This window comes from Bradyrhizobium sp. (genome assembly GCF_004799405.1).
Taxonomy (GTDB): domain Bacteria; phylum Pseudomonadota; class Alphaproteobacteria; order Rhizobiales; family Xanthobacteraceae; genus Bradyrhizobium.
Map to the genome: position 1 here is coordinate 1 of NZ_SSMW01000042.1, position 15,866 is coordinate 15,866.

The 15,866-nt window shown below is 59.9% G+C and carries 17 protein-coding genes; 12 read left to right on the forward strand and 5 right to left on the reverse strand.

Features of this window, described 5'->3' with window-relative positions; translation table 11 throughout:
* Nucleotides 1-268 (reverse strand): transposase (locus tag E7813_RS07460; protein ID WP_291572386.1); only part of this gene is annotated, 268 nt, incomplete at its 3' end.
* Nucleotides 269-542: 274 nt separating this feature from the next.
* On the opposite strand from E7813_RS07460, the gene E7813_RS07465 reads away from it, so the two are divergent.
* The 3 genes from E7813_RS07465 (at nucleotide 543) to E7813_RS07475 (ending at nucleotide 3,250) form a co-directional block, all read left to right on the forward strand.
* On the forward strand, nucleotides 543-980 hold the full coding sequence (locus tag E7813_RS07465) for a hypothetical protein (protein ID WP_291572387.1): 438 nt from the start codon (nucleotides 543-545) through the stop codon (nucleotides 978-980).
* Nucleotides 981-1,281: 301 nt separating this feature from the next.
* The gene (locus E7813_RS07470; protein ID WP_291572388.1) at nucleotides 1,282-2,157 is read left to right on the forward strand and encodes an outer membrane beta-barrel protein; all 876 of its coding nucleotides are present in this window, start codon (nucleotides 1,282-1,284) and stop codon (nucleotides 2,155-2,157) included.
* Between the two features lie 349 nt (nucleotides 2,158-2,506).
* Nucleotides 2,507-3,250, forward strand: a complete 744-nt coding sequence (locus E7813_RS07475; protein WP_291572390.1) for an outer membrane beta-barrel protein — start codon at nucleotides 2,507-2,509, stop codon at nucleotides 3,248-3,250.
* Nucleotides 3,251-3,340: 90 nt separating this feature from the next.
* Here the strand turns inward: E7813_RS07475 and E7813_RS07480 are convergent, their stop codons facing one another.
* Entirely contained in the window at nucleotides 3,341-5,680 is a 2,340-nt protein-coding gene (locus E7813_RS07480) for a glycosyltransferase family 41 protein (RefSeq protein ID WP_291572393.1), read from the reverse strand.
* 155 nt (nucleotides 5,681-5,835) lie between these two features.
* Between E7813_RS07480 and E7813_RS07485 the strand changes: the two genes are divergently transcribed.
* Nucleotides 5,836-6,630, forward strand: coding sequence for a Stf0 family sulfotransferase (locus E7813_RS07485; RefSeq protein WP_291572395.1), 795 nt, complete (start codon nucleotides 5,836-5,838; stop codon nucleotides 6,628-6,630).
* Nucleotides 6,631-6,634: 4 nt separating this feature from the next.
* Here the strand turns inward: E7813_RS07485 and cysC are convergent, their stop codons facing one another.
* The 3 genes from cysC to E7813_RS07500 all read right to left on the reverse strand — a co-directional run bounded on the left by cysC (nucleotide 6,635) and on the right by E7813_RS07500 (nucleotide 10,375).
* Nucleotides 6,635-8,524 carry an adenylyl-sulfate kinase gene (cysC, locus tag E7813_RS07490; RefSeq protein WP_291572397.1) on the reverse strand — a complete coding sequence of 630 codons (1,890 nt, stop codon included), beginning with the start codon at nucleotides 8,522-8,524 and terminating at the stop codon, nucleotides 6,635-6,637.
* Complete coding sequence (gene cysD, locus E7813_RS07495) at nucleotides 8,524-9,432, reverse strand: sulfate adenylyltransferase subunit CysD (protein ID WP_291572398.1); 909 nt, start codon at nucleotides 9,430-9,432, stop codon at nucleotides 8,524-8,526. Before cysD ends, cysC begins: the two co-directional genes overlap by 1 nt.
* A 73-nt stretch (nucleotides 9,433-9,505) precedes the next feature.
* Nucleotides 9,506-10,375: a sulfotransferase domain-containing protein gene (locus E7813_RS07500; RefSeq protein ID WP_291572399.1), complete on the reverse strand. Its 870-nt coding sequence runs from the start codon at nucleotides 10,373-10,375 to the stop codon at nucleotides 9,506-9,508.
* A 201-nt stretch (nucleotides 10,376-10,576) separates the two neighbouring features.
* Between E7813_RS07500 and E7813_RS07505 the strand changes: the two genes are divergently transcribed.
* The 8 genes from E7813_RS07505 (at nucleotide 10,577) to rplL (ending at nucleotide 15,651) form a co-directional block, all read left to right on the forward strand.
* A complete protein-coding gene (locus tag E7813_RS07505; protein WP_291572402.1) occupies nucleotides 10,577-10,885 on the forward strand; it encodes a hypothetical protein in 309 nt (102 codons plus the stop codon).
* 241 nt (nucleotides 10,886-11,126) lie between these two features.
* Nucleotides 11,127-11,318, forward strand: coding sequence for a preprotein translocase subunit SecE (gene secE, locus E7813_RS07510; RefSeq protein WP_291572404.1), 192 nt, complete (start codon nucleotides 11,127-11,129; stop codon nucleotides 11,316-11,318).
* Nucleotides 11,319-11,341: 23 nt separating this feature from the next.
* Nucleotides 11,342-11,872, forward strand: coding sequence for a transcription termination/antitermination protein NusG (gene nusG, locus E7813_RS07515; RefSeq protein WP_291572530.1), 531 nt, complete (start codon nucleotides 11,342-11,344; stop codon nucleotides 11,870-11,872).
* A 99-nt stretch (nucleotides 11,873-11,971) separates the two neighbouring features.
* Complete coding sequence (rplK, locus tag E7813_RS07520) at nucleotides 11,972-12,400, forward strand: 50S ribosomal protein L11 (RefSeq protein WP_291572405.1); 429 nt, start codon at nucleotides 11,972-11,974, stop codon at nucleotides 12,398-12,400.
* Between the two features lie 5 nt (nucleotides 12,401-12,405).
* Entirely contained in the window at nucleotides 12,406-13,098 is a 693-nt protein-coding gene (gene rplA, locus E7813_RS07525; RefSeq protein ID WP_291572407.1) for a 50S ribosomal protein L1, read from the forward strand.
* An 84-nt stretch (nucleotides 13,099-13,182) separates the two neighbouring features.
* Nucleotides 13,183-14,136 (forward strand): 2-hydroxyacid dehydrogenase, encoded by a 954-nt coding sequence (locus E7813_RS07530; RefSeq protein WP_291572409.1) that lies wholly within the window; start codon nucleotides 13,183-13,185, stop codon nucleotides 14,134-14,136.
* 570 nt (nucleotides 14,137-14,706) lie between these two features.
* Nucleotides 14,707-15,225, forward strand: a complete 519-nt coding sequence (gene rplJ / locus E7813_RS07535; protein ID WP_291572411.1) for a 50S ribosomal protein L10 — start codon at nucleotides 14,707-14,709, stop codon at nucleotides 15,223-15,225.
* A gap of 54 nt (nucleotides 15,226-15,279) precedes the next feature.
* On the forward strand, nucleotides 15,280-15,651 hold the full coding sequence (gene rplL / locus E7813_RS07540) for a 50S ribosomal protein L7/L12 (protein ID WP_291572413.1): 372 nt from the start codon (nucleotides 15,280-15,282) through the stop codon (nucleotides 15,649-15,651).
* Nucleotides 15,652-15,866 lie beyond the last annotated feature (215 nt).

Here is a 15,866-nt window from a genome sequence, read left to right on the forward strand (position 1 = left end):
ATGTGCCGTCATATGTCCACAGATCGAAGTAGTCGTAGACCGAGCTTTTCGGCGGCAGGTCTTTCGGGATCGCGCGCCACTGACAGCCGGTCGAGAGAATGTACATCAGACCGTTCACCACCTCCCGCATAATCACCGTGCGCTTGCCACCGCCACTCTTGCCCGGCGGGATCAGCGGTTCGACCAGTCCCCATTCGTCGTCGGTCAGATCGCTCGGATATCGCAACTTGCTGCGGTCGTAACGGGCGCGGTTATTGCTCGTCCACATCGGTGATCCCTCCTCGAATCAGGCCACCACTCTTGAATCACAGATGATTCATATGATTCGAGCACTCTTCGGACAGACACAAGCGGTTCCGGTGTTGAAATGCCAAAGCGCGTCACGGGGGCTGTCGCCACTTTCAAGGTATTTTCGAACGACAATAGGGGTTCTCATGCCCCGACCTATGTGGTTGTTCCGCGATTGCCGCTCGACCAGACCCGCTACAATACGGAATGGATCGACGCCCGACACGAAATACAAGGGCCAAAACTATTACGTCGTGTTGCGCGCGATGGCGGTCGGGAGCCGTTGCCTTTCGGTGTTTGTGAGGGCGTGCCCGGTCGAACAGGGCGATGCCTCGGTTCACAACACCGATACCCCAGTCGGCGCTGATCTTTGGAATTTTTTCTACCGGACCATTGTGATTCCGCAGATGCCGGCGATTGAATCGCTGTGCGAGAGGATCGCGAACGTCTTCGGGCTTGGGTTTTTTTCGCACGATATTTTGCCGGAACGTGAAACCGGCCGTCTCCTGGTCTGCGAGACCGGATTCAAGTTTGATGACCGTCTGTACAGAACGCATTTGATGCAGCTTGCGGGGCAACTTGCGGCGGACGAGTTTTTGTCTGACCGGTTTCCAGCGCGCTCGGCGGAACTGTTTGCGGATGAGATTAGAACAGCACTCGGGAATATCAGTCCCCGACAGTTAGCCCGGTAAAGCCGTTCGACGGCGAGGGCCGAACTGGTGTCCGGACGGCAAGGGGATTCTCATCAATCTCAAGCCGATGGCGAAAGCCGCGGTCGCTCCGCAGATTGCGAATGCGCCGGGGCTGGAATCAGGCAGCGCCGTTCCGGGCCTCAAGAAGGGCTGACGCCAGGTTAAATGCCGTCAGGGTTTTGTCCGGTATCAGGTAGTCGGCCGGGACACCGCGGGCCGACATGGTGGTTTAGTACCGTCTTTTGTTTCCCAAATGCCACAGTGCCGGGGGAATCGGACGTAAACCCCAGCGAGAATTGCCATGCATCGTTCCCGGCAAGGGAATCGGATGGTAAAGAATCCACACGCGTCAGCGATCGATTTCATTTCCAACTGCGAGGGTGCCATGAGACCTTTATTGCTTGCTTCCGTTTCGATAGCCGCTCTGTTTATCGCCAGCGAAGCGAATGCGGCGGATCTTGCCGTCAAAGCACCCCGGCCGATGATGGTTCCCGCCCCGGTCTATAGCTGGACCGGATGCTATGTCGGCGCCCAGGTCGGTTGGGGTTGGGGCCACAATCAGCACCACCAGCCGGCGCTCGTCGGCGGCAGCGGTAGCGGTGGTTCTATCCGTGACTTCGGCGGCAAGGTCAATTCGAGCGGCGGGTTGTTCGGCGGTCAGGTCGGTTGCAACTACCAGTTCGCCAGCAACTGGGTTATCGGAGCGCAGGGCGACATTGCCGGCACCGACTTCAACGGCCGGAACGACGATCCGCTTGCTCTGTTTTTCGGAACAGGTAATGGCACGATTGCGATCAAGAGCGACTGGCTGGCGAGCGCGACCATGCGGCTCGGTTACACGTTCTACGACAATCGGGCGATGTTCTACGTTAAGGGCGGTGGCGCATGGATCCACAATATTTGGGATCTGCACGATGCGTTCGCCTTCTATTCACCTACAATCCTCGGTGAGACCCGCAGCGGCTGGACCGCGGGCGCCGGCTTCGAATATATGTTGACGCAGAACTGGACGGCCTTTGTCGAAGGCAACTACTACAATTTCGGAAACGGCAAGCTGCTTGAGATCAGTCCAAGCGATCCTGCCGCGTTTTATTCGGGCAAGCAGACAGTTGAAACCGTCAAGATCGGTGTGAACTACAAGTTTGGCGGCGATGCGCCGGTGGTGGCAAAGTACTAAGCCACCTCGCAAATCTGCCTTCATGATATCAGCGCCCCAGTCTTGGTCCGGACTGGGGCGCTGGCTTTTTGGCGTGTTCCCCCAGCCTTTATGGCTTGCAGCAATGGCGACGATTGAACCGAGCGCTTCGCCCAGCCTTACGTTTCCGAACGTTTCCCAAATGCAACAGTGCCGGGAAAATCGGACCTGAACTCCAGCGAGAACTGCAATGTATCATCCCGGGCAGGGGAATCGATGGTAGGTAGTCGAAGGCGTCAGCGTTTCGGTTTTATTAATCCAACTGCGGGGTGTTATGAGACCTTTATTGCTTGCTTCCGTTTCGGTAGCCGCTCTGTTTATAGCGAGCGAAGTGAACGCGGCCGATCTGGCCGTCAAGGCCCCCCGGCCGATGATGGTTCCCGCCCCGGTCTATAGCTGGACCGGATGTTACGTCGGCGTCCACGTCGGTTGGGGTTGGGGCCGCAATCGCCAAAACCAGGCGACGGCCTTCAGCGGCGGCAGCGGTGGTCTTATTACCGGTGCGTCCAGCAGCAAGATCAATTCGAGCGGCGGATTGTTCGGTGCTCAGGTCGGCTGCAACTACCAGTTCGCCAGCAACTGGGTTATCGGCGCGCAGGGCGACATTGCCGGCGCCGACATCAACGGCCGGAACGACGATCCGGGTGTCCCGTTCATAAAAAGATTAATAGGTGGGGCAACGATTGGGATCAAGAGCGACTGGCTGGCAAGCGCGACGGTGCGGCTCGGCTACACCGGCTTCGATAATCGGGCGCTGTTCTACGTGAAAGGCGGCGGCGCATGGATCCACAATGTGTGGGACCTGCACGATACCGTTGTCTTCTATGACCCGACGCAGGTCGCCGAGACCCGCGCCGGCTGGACCGTGGGCGCCGGCATCGAATATGCGCTCACGCAGAACTGGTCTGCCTTTGTCGAAGGCAACTACTACGATTTCGGACACGGCAAACTGCTTGCATTTGGTGACGCGCTTGGTGTCACCACGTTTTCATCGGGCAAGCAGACCGTTGAAACCGTCAAGATTGGCGTGAACTACAAGTTCGGCGGCGACGCGCCGGTGGTGGCAAAGTACTAGGTCGCCTCGCAAATCTGCCTTCGGAATACCAGCGCCTCAGTCTTTGTCCGGACTGGGGCGCTGGCTTTTCCGGCTTATTTCCGCCAGCCTTTATGGCTGCGGCAACGGCGATTTGGAAGATTGAGCCGAGACGTCTGGTTTGACGGCAAAACTGACGGGCGCTTCACCCCGCTGCCAGGCCTCCCACATCCTGACATAGGCGGATTCGATGTTCCGGCGATAAAGATCGCTATCGAATAGCGGCCAGGAGACCTTGTTTCGCTGCAGCCGGTCGCGCAGCTCTTGCAACATCGCCGGCTCGCGCGCGATGCGAAGAATTAAATCCTCGTATTCGCCAAGGCTGCTTGTCACGAGGTCGAGCATGCCGACCGCCCGCAAAAGGCTTGCCGCGACGCGTCCAGCAAAAGACTCGCCCAGACAGCTAACGACGGGCAACCCCATCGACAGGGCGTCGGCAGCCGTCGTATGGGCGTTGTAAGGCAAGGTATCCAGGAACAGGTCCGCCAGCCGGTGCCGGGCGAGATGGTCCTCGAGCGGAACCCGTCTGGCGAAGACCAGCCGTGCCGGGTCGATGCCCCGCGCGGCAGCCTCACGGAGGAGGTTCGCTTCGGCCGACTCCCGGTCGCTCAACAGCCAGAGCACGCTGCCTTCGACCTGCGCAAGCAGTCGCATCCAGACATCGAACACGGGCGGCGTGATCTTGTAAGTGTTGTTGAAACAGCAAAACACGAAACCCTGCTCGGGTAGACCGGACTCCTGGCGCGTGGGCGTTCTGGTGGAAACGGAACGTTTGGTGTCGTTGACGAGGTAAGAATTCGGCAGATGTACGATGCGCTCGGTGTAGAACGGCTGCCTGTCGAACGGCAGCACGGTCGCGTCCGCCAGAATGTAGTCATAAAATTTGGCGCCCAACGTGCCCGGAAAGCCGATATAGTTGACCTGGATGGGAGCGGGCCTGGCGACGAAGATTCCGGGCCTCGCATTGGTTGTATAGCCGCTGCGGTCGACGGCAATATCGACGCGCAAATCGTGCAGGAGTTGCGCGGCCTCCTGATCGGTGTTCGGTTGCACGTCATGGAATTGATCGAACGCGCGAATCAGCCTGGCGCGAATCTCGCTGCCGTCGTCCGGACCCAGCGAAACGCCAATGATTTCGAAACGCGACCGGTCATGGATTTCGAGGAGCTCGGCGGTCAGGTATGCCGTCGGATGTTTGTGGAAACCGCACGAGACATACGCAATCTTTATTCTCTCATTCTTCCATCTCTCGCCGGTCCAAAACGGCGGCCGGCGAACGGTCACCTCTTGAGCGATGAATCGCCTGGCGCATTCGAGCTGCAGGGCGGGGTCGCTGCTGTAGCCGAGAAACCTGAAGGCGTCGAACTGCTTTCCGCTGGCGACATGCGCTGGAACTTCGCGCCACAGCCTTGCGGTTCTGGTCCAATCGCAGCTTGCCAGCGCCGCACCGGCGAGGCCGTCGAATGCGGCATCACAGCTAGGATCGAAATTCAGCGCCGCTTCGTAGGAAGCCAGCGCCTCCTCGTCGCGATTGAGCCGCCGGAGGGCCTGGCCGCGCTTGGTCAGAGCGTTCGCATCGCCGGCTTTGAGGACGAGCACGGCGTCATAGGCCGCGAGCGCCGCTTCATGCTGGTCAAGCGAGCCCAGCGCATCGCCAAGGTTGAGGCGCGCTTCAACATAGTCGGGGTTTAACGCAAGCGCCTTATTGTATTGGAGCACCGCTTCATCGAATTTGCCCAGGTTGGAATATGCGTTGCCGAGGCTGTTGAAGGCTTCGTGATAACGCGGCTTGATGGCGATCGCCTTCTGGTAAAATCCGATCGCATCGTCGAGCCGCCCGACGGCACTAAGCGCGTTACCGAGGTTCCAGTAAGCCTCGGCGTAGTCAGGCCGGATGGCTATCGCCTTCTCGTAGTGGATGATGGCTTCGTCGGACCGCTCCAGCAAATGCAGGGCGTTGCCAAGATTGTTGTAGGCCTCTGGATAGTCCGCCCGGGCCGCAATTGCCTTTTTATAGTGCAGGATGGCTTCGTCATGTCGCCCGAGCACTTGCAGCGCGTAACCGAGGTTATTCCGGGCCTCCGCAAATCTTGGCCGGATCGCAACCGCTTTCGAATAACTGCGGACCGCTTCCTCCAGGCGCCCAAGACCGGTCAGCGCCGATCCGAGAAGCTGGTGAGCTTCCGCGGAACGCTTGTCGACCTTGATGGCGCGGCGTATCAGGCCCTCGGCATCCGCAAAGCGCTGCTGTTGCAGCCGCACCAGACCGAAGCGGCAAAGCGCGTCGAAATGGCGATCGTCTCCCAGCAGGACCATTTGATAGAGTTGTTCGGCCTCCGACAGACGACCGCTGTCATGCAGGGAAACCGCGCGTTCGAATGGCTGCAGAGGAATACCAAAATTGGAGTTCATTCAGGGAAACAATCGTTATCGGACCCAGCGGCCGTTTATCGGCTGCAGCGCTGCCAATATTGACAATTAAAAGCGGTCCATTCAAGGAGTGTACGTTCCAGGCGATTGCCGGCACGACTGGAGCCGGCAATATTCACAAGCAGTACGGGACAAACGTGGCACAGCGACGACCGGACGCGCTCGATCTGATCGGACCCGACTATGACCGGGCGTCGGCGCATCCGGCTGAACGGACGCTCATCATCTGCTCGGCGCCGCGAACCGGCAGCTACGAACTTTGCCGTTTCCTGCTGGCGGCGGGAATTGGCGTACCGCATGAATACTTCAATCCGAGCTACGCGCGGCGGCTCGGCGAGCGCTTGGGATTTTCCCAGAACCCGCTCGAACCGTCGGAGGTTGCGCGATACGTCGCGGCCTTGCGCAGACGCCGCGGGCAGGGCAGCGTTTTCGCCACCAAGCTGCAGTTTCCGCATTTCGATCGAGCTCTTCGCAATAAAGCCGGAAGGGATTTGTTCGACGGAGCCACCGTGGTTCATCTCTTCCGTTCCGACGCTCCCGCGCAATATGCTTCGTATCGCGCGGCCCTGGAAAGCGGCAACTGGGATTTCTCGGGCCGCCCGACCACGACGCCGCTTGCCCGCGACCCGAAAAACTTCGACAGCTTTTTCGGTCAAGCCTTGCAGGAACTCGACATGCTGATGGGGCAGGACGCCGGCTTTCGCTGTCTGTTTACGCTTGCCGGCATCAAGCCCATCTTCGTGCCATCGGCCGAATTGTTCGCCGACCCGCGGGCGATCATCGGGAAAATAGCGGACGCCATGCGGGTACCGGTCAATGAAGGCGAACTCGAACAGGCGCTTGCATTGAGCGCGCGCTACGGCAGTGAAAAGAAAAAGATCCCGAGCAGGCTCGCCGAGCAATTCAAGCGTGTCGCCTTCGGCGGCGCATGAATTGTCAGGCGAGCGAAATGGCGCGCCGCTCCCTCAGGAACTCGATCACCTGGTCGGCCAGTTCATCCGCGGTCTTGTCCGCGGTGGTCAACCTGATTTCCGGATGCTCCGGCGCCTCATAGGGCTGATCGATGCCGGTCATGTTGCTGAGTTCACCCCGATCGGCCTTGGCATATAGCCCCTTGGGATCGCGCTCGCGACAGACCGCTATCGGCGTATCGACAAAAACCTCGATGAATTCGCCGTCCCCGATGAGTTCCCTGGCCTGCCGCCGATCCGCCCGGTAAGGCGAGATCAGGGCAACGATGACGATCAGGCCGGCATCCGCGAACAGCCGCGCCAGTTCGGCCGCGCGCCTGATGTTTTCGACACGGTCCTCTTCGGTAAATCCAAGATCGCGGTTGAGGCCGCCGCGAATGTTGTCGCCGTCGATCAGATAGGTGTGCCGTCCGACGGCATAGAGTTTCTGCTCGACAAGGTTGCCGATGGTCGATTTGCCCGAGCCCGGCAGGCCGGTGAACCAGATCACGACAGGCTCTTGCCCCTTTGCCGAAGCCCTCAAGCGTTTGTCAATCTCGAACCGATGCGGATGAATATTGGTGGCGCGCCGCAGGGCAAACATTACGGTGCCGGCCCCCACCGTGTCGTTGGTCGTTCGGTCGATCAGAATAAAGCAGCCCGTCTCCGGATATTTGTTGAAGCTGTCGAGGCTGATCGGAACGGAGACTGAAAAATTGCACTCCGCGATTTCGTTGAGCCCGAGGAACGTCCGCGCGATGTGCGCGCCGGTATCGACATCGATCTGGTGCTTGATCTTCGTTATCGACACCGGGACCGTGCGGGTTCCGATCTTCAGGAGATAGGAGCGTTCCGGAACCAGATGCTCTTCGCTCATCCACAACAGCCGTCCCGAAAACTGGTCTGCAAACACCGGGCGATCGTCGGGTCCGTGCAGCATGTCACCACGGCTCAGATCGACTTCGTCGGCGAACAGCGCCATGACGCTTTCGCCGGCCACCGCAAACGGCCGGTCCCCGGAAGGGCCGAGCAGCCGAGCGACCCTGGTCTCGATTTTCGTGCCTGAAATTCCGATGAGGTCGCCGACCCGCAGTGTCCCGCTGGCGACCGTTCCGGCGATGGCGCGAGTCCCTTCGGTTCGGCATATCGACTGTACCGGAAGGCGCATCGCGCGAGTCATGCGTTCGCGGGTTATGTCGATCGTATCGAGATACTCGACCAGGGTTGGACCGCGATACCAGGGCGTGCTTCCGGTTCGCTTGACGATGTTCTCTCCCTCGAGCGCTGCGACAGGAATCGACACGACGGACTTGTAGTCAAGACCGCCGGCGTATTGCGCAAACTGCCTTGTGATGGTGTCAAATGCCGGCTCGGAGTAATCGACGGCATCGATCTTGTTCACGATCAAGATGGCGTGCCGTACGCCGAACAGGTTCGCTATCAGCGTATGGCGCCGGGTCTGCGGCAGAATTCCCTTCTGGGCGTCGACCAGAATGATGGCGACATCGGAGACCGACGCGCCACAGGCCATATTGCGCGTGTATTGCTCGTGGCCGGGAGTATCCGCGATGATCAGCTTGCGGGCCGCCGTGCGGATGTAGCGATAGGCAACGTCGATGGTAATGCCCTGTTGCTGCTCCGCTTCCAGACCGTCCAGCAGCAGCGAGAAATCCATCCCCTCGAATGCGAACCGCGTTCGCCTGGTGTCGCGTTCAAGGGCGGTCACCTGATCGTCGGCTACCAGACCGAGATCAAACAGCAGCCGGCCGATCAAGGTGGACTTCCCGGCATCGACGCTGCCGCAAGTCAGGACGCGAACGACCTCGCCATCCCATGTCGAGCCTGCCGGATCGCTCTTCGCGTTGCCCTGATTCATCAAAAATAACCGTCGCGCTTTTTTCGCTCCATTGAAGCGATTTCGTCATTGTCGATCGCGCGGGCTGCCCGTTCCGATTGCCTGGAAGCAGACAGCTCAACGATGATATCGTCGACCGTCGTTGCAGAGGATTCGACGGCGCCCGTGAGCGGGTAGCATCCAAGGGTTCTAAACCGGACGCTGCGCGACACGATCTGTTCGTCGGGGCGCAAACGAATGCGATCATCGTCAACCATGATCAACATGCCGTCCCGCTCGATAACCGGCCGGGCCTTGGCGAAGTAAAGCGGCACGACCGGGATATCCTCGCAGCGGATGTATTCCCAGACATCGAGTTCGGTCCAGTTCGAAAGCGGAAAAACCCTGAGCGACTCGCCGGTTTGAAGCCTGCAATTATACAGCGACCATAGTTCCGGACGTTGCCTGCGGGGATCCCAGCCTTGCTCCGCCGAACGCAGGGAAAAAATACGCTCCTTGGCGCGGGAGCGTTCCTCGTCACGCCGCGCTCCGCCGATTGCCGCGTCGAATCCGTGGAGCCGGAGCGATTGCTTCAAGGCTTCCGTCTTCATGATCTGGGTGTGCAGCGACGATCCTGAGTCGAACGGGTTGATCCCGCGATCGAGTCCATCCCGATTGGTATAGACCAGGAGCTCCAGATCCAGTCGTCTGGCGGTATCGTCGCGAAACGATATCATCTCGCGAAACTTCCAGTTGGTGTCGACGTGCAGCAACGGAAAAGGCGGCTGGGCCGGAAAAAAGGCCTTCAAGGCCAGGTGCAGCAGCACCGAGGAATCCTTGCCTATCGAGTACAGCAATACCGGTTTTGACAGTTCCGCCGCGGTCTCTCTCAGAATGAAAATCGCTTCTGACTCGAGAGCAGCCAGGTGCGAAGGAAGTTTTTGGGACATTTCGGTTCTGGCTTCGCGCTATTACACGTTGCCGGCGTCCAAACGAGACCAGATGGCCCGCAGATGACGTCGGTCAGTTCGGTATTGTTATGCTCGAATTGACGGTAGGCCAATCGGAAACAGAAAGATCGGTGAGTTTGGCAAATTCGAGCACATCAGGCCGGTAGGTGGCGCGAAGGAATTCAACATCGGCGGCGCTCAAGCGGTAATTGACCGGCCGCGTGCGGTGATCGAACCTGGCGGCGACATCGGGCAACGGGTCGATCTGCAGAAAGTCGGTGATGGCACGCAGCGTGCCGCGGTGATCGTTTTTCAAATCGTTCGAACGAAGAAACAAGAGCTGGTCACGAGGAAAGAGTTCGAGAGCCTTCTTGACCTGGCCAGAGAAAAAACCCCGTTCGACGTAGCTGAAGAGCCGCCATGGGCGGTCGAGCTCATGAATGTTTTGCAGCCGCTTGCGTCCCTCGCGGATCGCGAGAGTGAAAGGCAGCGTTTCTCGCCCGCGGGAGATTTCCATTTTCCAGTTGGACCAAGCTCGTTCGATCGGGTCGCGGAACAGGAAAAGCAATTTCATTTCAGGATTGTACGATTTGATGCGCGGCAGCGCCGGGGGCCAGAATATATAGATCGGGGTCGCTTCAAAGGCTTTGCGCTTCTCGTTCACAGGGCCGAACGCGCTATGAAGGATTTGATAATTCGGCCTTTTCCAGTCAACCGACTCGTCGTCAAAAAAGTGAAGCTCTTTCTGCAGGGGCGGCTGCAGCTGAGGGTGGTTCTGCAAGTAACGAAACAAACTCGTTGTTCCACCTTTTTGAACGCCCGCGATGATCGCTTGAACAAGTGGCTTATGCATAATCTGAATCTGACTTTGGCGCGGCGAATTCTGCCAGCATCCCGGAGTATTGCCCTGCCAGTCTTGCCTGCGCAAGACATTGATATTCAACCGCAATCGTCGTATCGGGCGTCAGATGTGAGCATGGTCACAGATGGATTGCCTGCCTCGTTCCGGGACGGCAGCATGATCGATTGAATAGTTGCTGCGAACTGCAAGGGAAAGCATGCGCTGAACCGCATCGGGGGCCCCGAGCAATGGTCATAATTGGCCCGCAATACTCGTGGAACAACCATCCATGGGTGTTGCGTAATGTCGAATCGGCGAAAGGTAACGGCGCTCGCTGCGGGAGCGCTGCTATTGTCGGGCCTCTCGCTTGGCGGCTGTGCGACTTCGAGTGCCGGCTCATCGCCGATGGACGCGCGGGCCCAGGCGCCGGCGGCCCCGAAAGCCGGCGCTTATTCCCCGATACAAGACAAGCCACCGGAGCGCGACGAGCCCACCATGACAACCGACGAACGGTTGAAGCTCAGGAATGAACTGATCGCCGCGCGCGACCGCCAGCCGAAAGCCGCCAAGGTCCAAAAGGCCCCTGCGCAGGCTGAACCCGCGAAGCCCTGAGATTTTCGATGCAATTCTGATTTCAAGTTCCCGCCTGCCTTGACCTTTACCGCCGCCCGCAGTACATAGCCGCCACCTGCTGCCGGCCCGCTTCGACGGATATCCGGCGCGGCTTTGAAATCCCCCGAATAATCGAGCCCGCTTGCCGGCTCATCCTTCAGAAGAGGGCTGGGCGCTAGAGGGCTGTTCGGATTCCTTAAGACAACTGTGCGTTCCACGATGGACGCGGATCGAATAAACGATGGCTCTCAGCCCGTTCAAGTTCCTGCAGGAAGTGCGCCAGGAGACCAACAAGGTCACCTGGCCCACCCGCCGCGAAACCATGATCACCACCATCATGGTGTTCGTCATGGTGGCGCTGGCTTCGATCTTCTTCTTCGCCTCGGATCAACTGATCCGTTATCTCGTCACCTTCCTGCTCGGCATTCACTGATGGCAACCGCCGGAACCGAAACGATGGACAAGCGCTGGTATATCGTCCACGCCTATTCGAACTTCGAAAAGAAGGTCGCGGAATCGATCCGCGAGCAATCGAAGCAGCGCGGGCTTGAAGAACTGTTCGAGCAGGTGCTGGTGCCGACCGAAAAGGTCACCGAAATACGCCGCGGCCGCAAGATCGACGCCGAGCGCAAGTTTTTCCCGGGCTATGTCCTGGTCAAGATGAAACTGACCGATGAGGCCTTCCACCTCATCAAGAATACTCCGAAGGTCACGGGCTTTCTCGGCGCGGAAAACAAGCCGATGCCGATCTCGGAAGCCGAAGCCATGCGGATCCTGCACCAGGTGCAGGAAGGCGTGGAACGCCCCAAGGCTTCGGTCTCGTTCGAGATCGGCGAGAATGTGCGGGTCGCCGATGGGCCGTTCGCGTCGTTCTCCGGGGTGGTCGAGGAAATCGACGAGGCGCGCTCGCGCGTCAAGGTCGCGGTGTCGATCTTCGGACGCGCCACGCCGGTCGAACTGGAATTCGCTCAGGTCGAGAAGGTCTGAGCGGGAAGGCCGTGGGAGGGTAAAAGCGGCGCCAACCGTTTTCATCCGAACCACGAAACCTGAAACAGCCGATTTCGGTCGGCACAACAGGAGTGACAGATGGCAAAGAAAGTGACCGGATACCTGAAATTGCAGGTGCCGGCCGGTGCGGCGAATCCTTCGCCCCCGATCGGACCCGCGCTTGGTCAGCGCGGCCTCAACATCATGGAGTTCTGCAAGGCGTTCAACGCCCAGACGCAGAAGGAAGAGAAGAACACCCCGATTCCGGTGGTGATCACGATCTACGCCGATCGTTCGTTCACCTTCGAGATGAAGACGCCGCCGATGTCTTTCTTCATCAAGAAGGCGGCCAAGCTGACCTCGGGGTCGAAGGCTCCGGGCCGCGACAAGGCCGGCAAGGTGACGAAGGCGCAGGTGCGCGAGATCGCCGAGGCCAAGATGAAAGATCTGAATTGCGACACCATCGAAGCGGCCATGAAGATGGTCGAGGGCTCAGCCCGTTCGATGGGCGTCGAGGTGGCGGGGTAACGGTCATGGCAATTGGAAAACGTTTGAAGAAGGCCCGCGAGGGCGTTGATCGCGAAAAGCTTTATCCGCTCGCCGACGCCATCAAGATGGTCAAGGAACGCGCCAAGTCGAAGTTCGACGAGACCGTCGAGATTGCGATCAATCTCGGCGTCGATCCCCGTCATGCCGATCAGATGGTGCGCGGCGTGGTGATCTTGCCGAACGGCACCGGACGCACCCTGCGGGTCGGGGTGTTTGCGCGCGGCGCCAAGGCTGAAGAGGCCAAGGCGGCGGGTGCGGACGTGGTCGGCGCCGAGGACCTGGTCGAGAAAGTACAGGGCGGCCAGATCGACTTCGATCGCTGCATCGCGACCCCCGACATGATGCCGCTGGTCGGTCGGCTCGGCAAAGTGCTGGGACCGCGCGGCATGATGCCGAACCCGAAGATCGGCACCGTCACCATGGACATCGGCAATGCCGTCAAGGGCGCCAAGGGCGGTTCGGTCGAATTCCGGGTCGAAAAAGCCGGCATCGTGCAGGCCGGCATCGGCAAGGCGTCGTTCTCCGAAGAGAAACTGGTGCAAAACGTCAGGGCGCTTGCGGATGCGGTCGCCAAGGCCAAGCCATCGGGATCGAAAGGCACCTACATCCAGCGCGTCGCGGTTTCCTCCACCATGGGGCCGGGCGTAAAAGTCGAGCCCGGCAGCCTGCTGGGTTAGGGGCGCTACGAAGCGCGCGAGATAACCAGGGCGGAATTGGGCAACCGATTCCGCCCTTTATCTTTAACATCAGGAAATCCGTCGATGCCCGACAAGGTCTTAATCTATTCACGCTTCCCCAAGGCGCTGATGCTGCGCATCGGGCAGCGCTACGATCTGATGGATGCGGCGGGAAAGCCGCCGCGTGACGTCTTCACCGCCGAGCAACTGTCCGGCATCCGCGCGATGATAACGGCCGGCGGCACCCCGCTCGGGGGCGACATGATGGACATGATGCCGTCGCTGCGCGCGATCGTCTGTTACGGCACCGGTTTTGACGGCGTCGACATGGCGGCAGCGGCCAGGCGCGGAATCGCGGTCGGCCACAGCCCCGGCGCCAACGCGTCCGCCGTTGCCGACCTGGCCGTGACCTTGATGCTGGCGGCCACGCGCAGGCTTTTGCCGGCGGACGATTATGTCCGCAGCGGCAACTGGGCGGCGGCAAAACCGTCGCCGCTGATGCGTCCGCAACCCGGCAATCCCGGCCGCCGCGTCGGCGTCTACGGCATGGGCGAGATCGGCCGCAAGATCGCAAGCCGCGTTGCGGCGTTCGAGTGCGAGGTCGGCTATTTCAGCCGCAGCAGACGGGAGGTGCCTTACCAATACCTGCCGAGCCTCGAGGCGCTGGCGGAATGGTGCACCGTCCTGATGATCGCGGTTCGCGCCGGCGAGGACACCAACCATGTCGTCGATGCCGGGATCCTGCAAAAGCTCGGCAAGGACGGCTACGTCGTCAACATCTCCAGAGGCTCGGTGATCGATCAAGAGGCCCTGGTGGCGGCGCTGGCCGACCAGACCATCGCCGGCGCCGGTCTCGACGTGTACCCGAAAGAGCCGCATGCGCCCGATGCGCTGACCGGCCTTCCGAATGTGGTGCTGACCCCGCATATCGGCGGGCATACCCAGGAGTCGCATACGGCGATGCAGAACTGCGTGATCGCCAATCTCGACACCTTTTTCGCCGGCCAGCCGCTGGCCTATCCGGTTCTGACAGCCTGAATCCCCCGATTTCGGGCCGGATTTCAAGGATTCGCCCGCGGGCCGAATTGGCGTGATTTTGCCCTTGGCAAGCCGGAAAAGAGTCGTTAGACAACCGGCTCCGGGCGTGCTGGCTGTTGCTGGCACGTCTGTGCTCGCATTCCGAAAACGTTGGACAGGAGACCATTCCTTTCAGGACATCCGCATGGATTGCTCGAAAGGAAGGAAACCTGTCGCCTTAGCGGAATATGAGCAGGGGTCTTTCGGCGTGCCGGAGGCCTCGATCCTGTCCAAGACTGCGGGCGCCCGCGATGAAACCTCAAGTTTCTTCAACGGCTTAATCGGATGGCCTGCATAGACGGGTGAAGACCGGATTTTGCTGTATGTCGCCTTTATGGCGACGGGCGGCGGATATGGTTCGAACCTCGACACCCCGCGCCATCTGGTTCGGGAGGGCAGGCTTTTCAATGTCGTTCTGCCCCGAGGTGTCCTCAGGACTGAAATGTCCCGAGGTCAGGTTAGGGCGGGACGATGGGTGCAACCCGGCGGTCCTGCCAACAGGCAAAGACCGCCAACCGGAGAGAGCTTGCTGTGGAAAGAGCGGCAAAAAAGGACGCGGTTGAGGCGCTGAATGGTCTTTTCAAGGCTACCAGCGTGGCAGTCGTCGCCCATTATTCCGGCCTCACCGTGGCCCAGATGCAGAAGCTGCGCATGCAGATGAAGCAGGCGGGCGCGTCGGTGAAGGTCTCGAAGAACCGTCTCGCCAAAATTGCTCTTGAAGGCACGGACGTCGTTGCCATCGGCTCCCTGTTGAAGGGGCCGACCGTGATCGCGACTTCAAACGATCCGGTAGCGGCGCCGAAGGTTGCCATCGAATTCGCCAAGACGAACGAGCAGTTCGTCATTCTCGGCGGCTCGATGGGTAAAACCGTCCTGGACATCAACGGCGTTAAGGCGCTCGCCGCCCTGCCGTCGCTCGATGAGTTGCGTGGCAAGATCGTCGGCCTGCTTGTGGCGCCGGCGACCAAGATCGCTCAGCTCACCACTGCGCCCGCCTCAAAACTGGCGCGCGTGGTTCAGGCCTATGCCTCAAAGAGCGAAGCGGCCTGACCCCCTTCGCAAATCAAACCTGGTTCGAACCGATACGCTTAAGGAAACAGATCAATGGCTGACTTAAAGAAGATTGTTGACGACTTGTCGGGACTCACGGTCCTCGAGGCTGCGGAGCTCGCAAAGCTGCTGGAAGAGAAGTGGGGCGTGTCCGCCGCTGCCGCCGTTGCGGTGGCCGGTCCGGCCGCTGCCGCCGCTGCGCCGGCTGAAGAAAAGACCGAGTTCTCGGTCATTCTCACCGCCGCCGGCGAGAAGAAGATTGAGGTCATCAAGGAAGTCCGGGCCATCACCAGCCTCGGCCTCAAGGAAGCCAAGGACCTCGTCGAGGGCGCGCCCAAGCCTGTCAAGGAAGGCGTGAACAAGGACGAAGCCGAGAAGATCAAGGCCCAGCTCGAGAAGGCCGGCGCCAAGGTTGAGCTGAAGTAACCGCAGGCTACGGAAGCGAAATCCCGGACAAGCGAGGCAAAGCCGAGCGCGATCCGGGATCGGAAGCTAACGGAAGACGTGGATGGCCGGGTAATCCCGGTCAGGCAGGCGGGGCAACTCGCCGCACGTTATACACAAAAAAGTGTGGGGATTCGGGAGCTTACCCCTCGAATCTCCACGATTGCCATCCCATATCGGGACGGCAGCACGAAAGC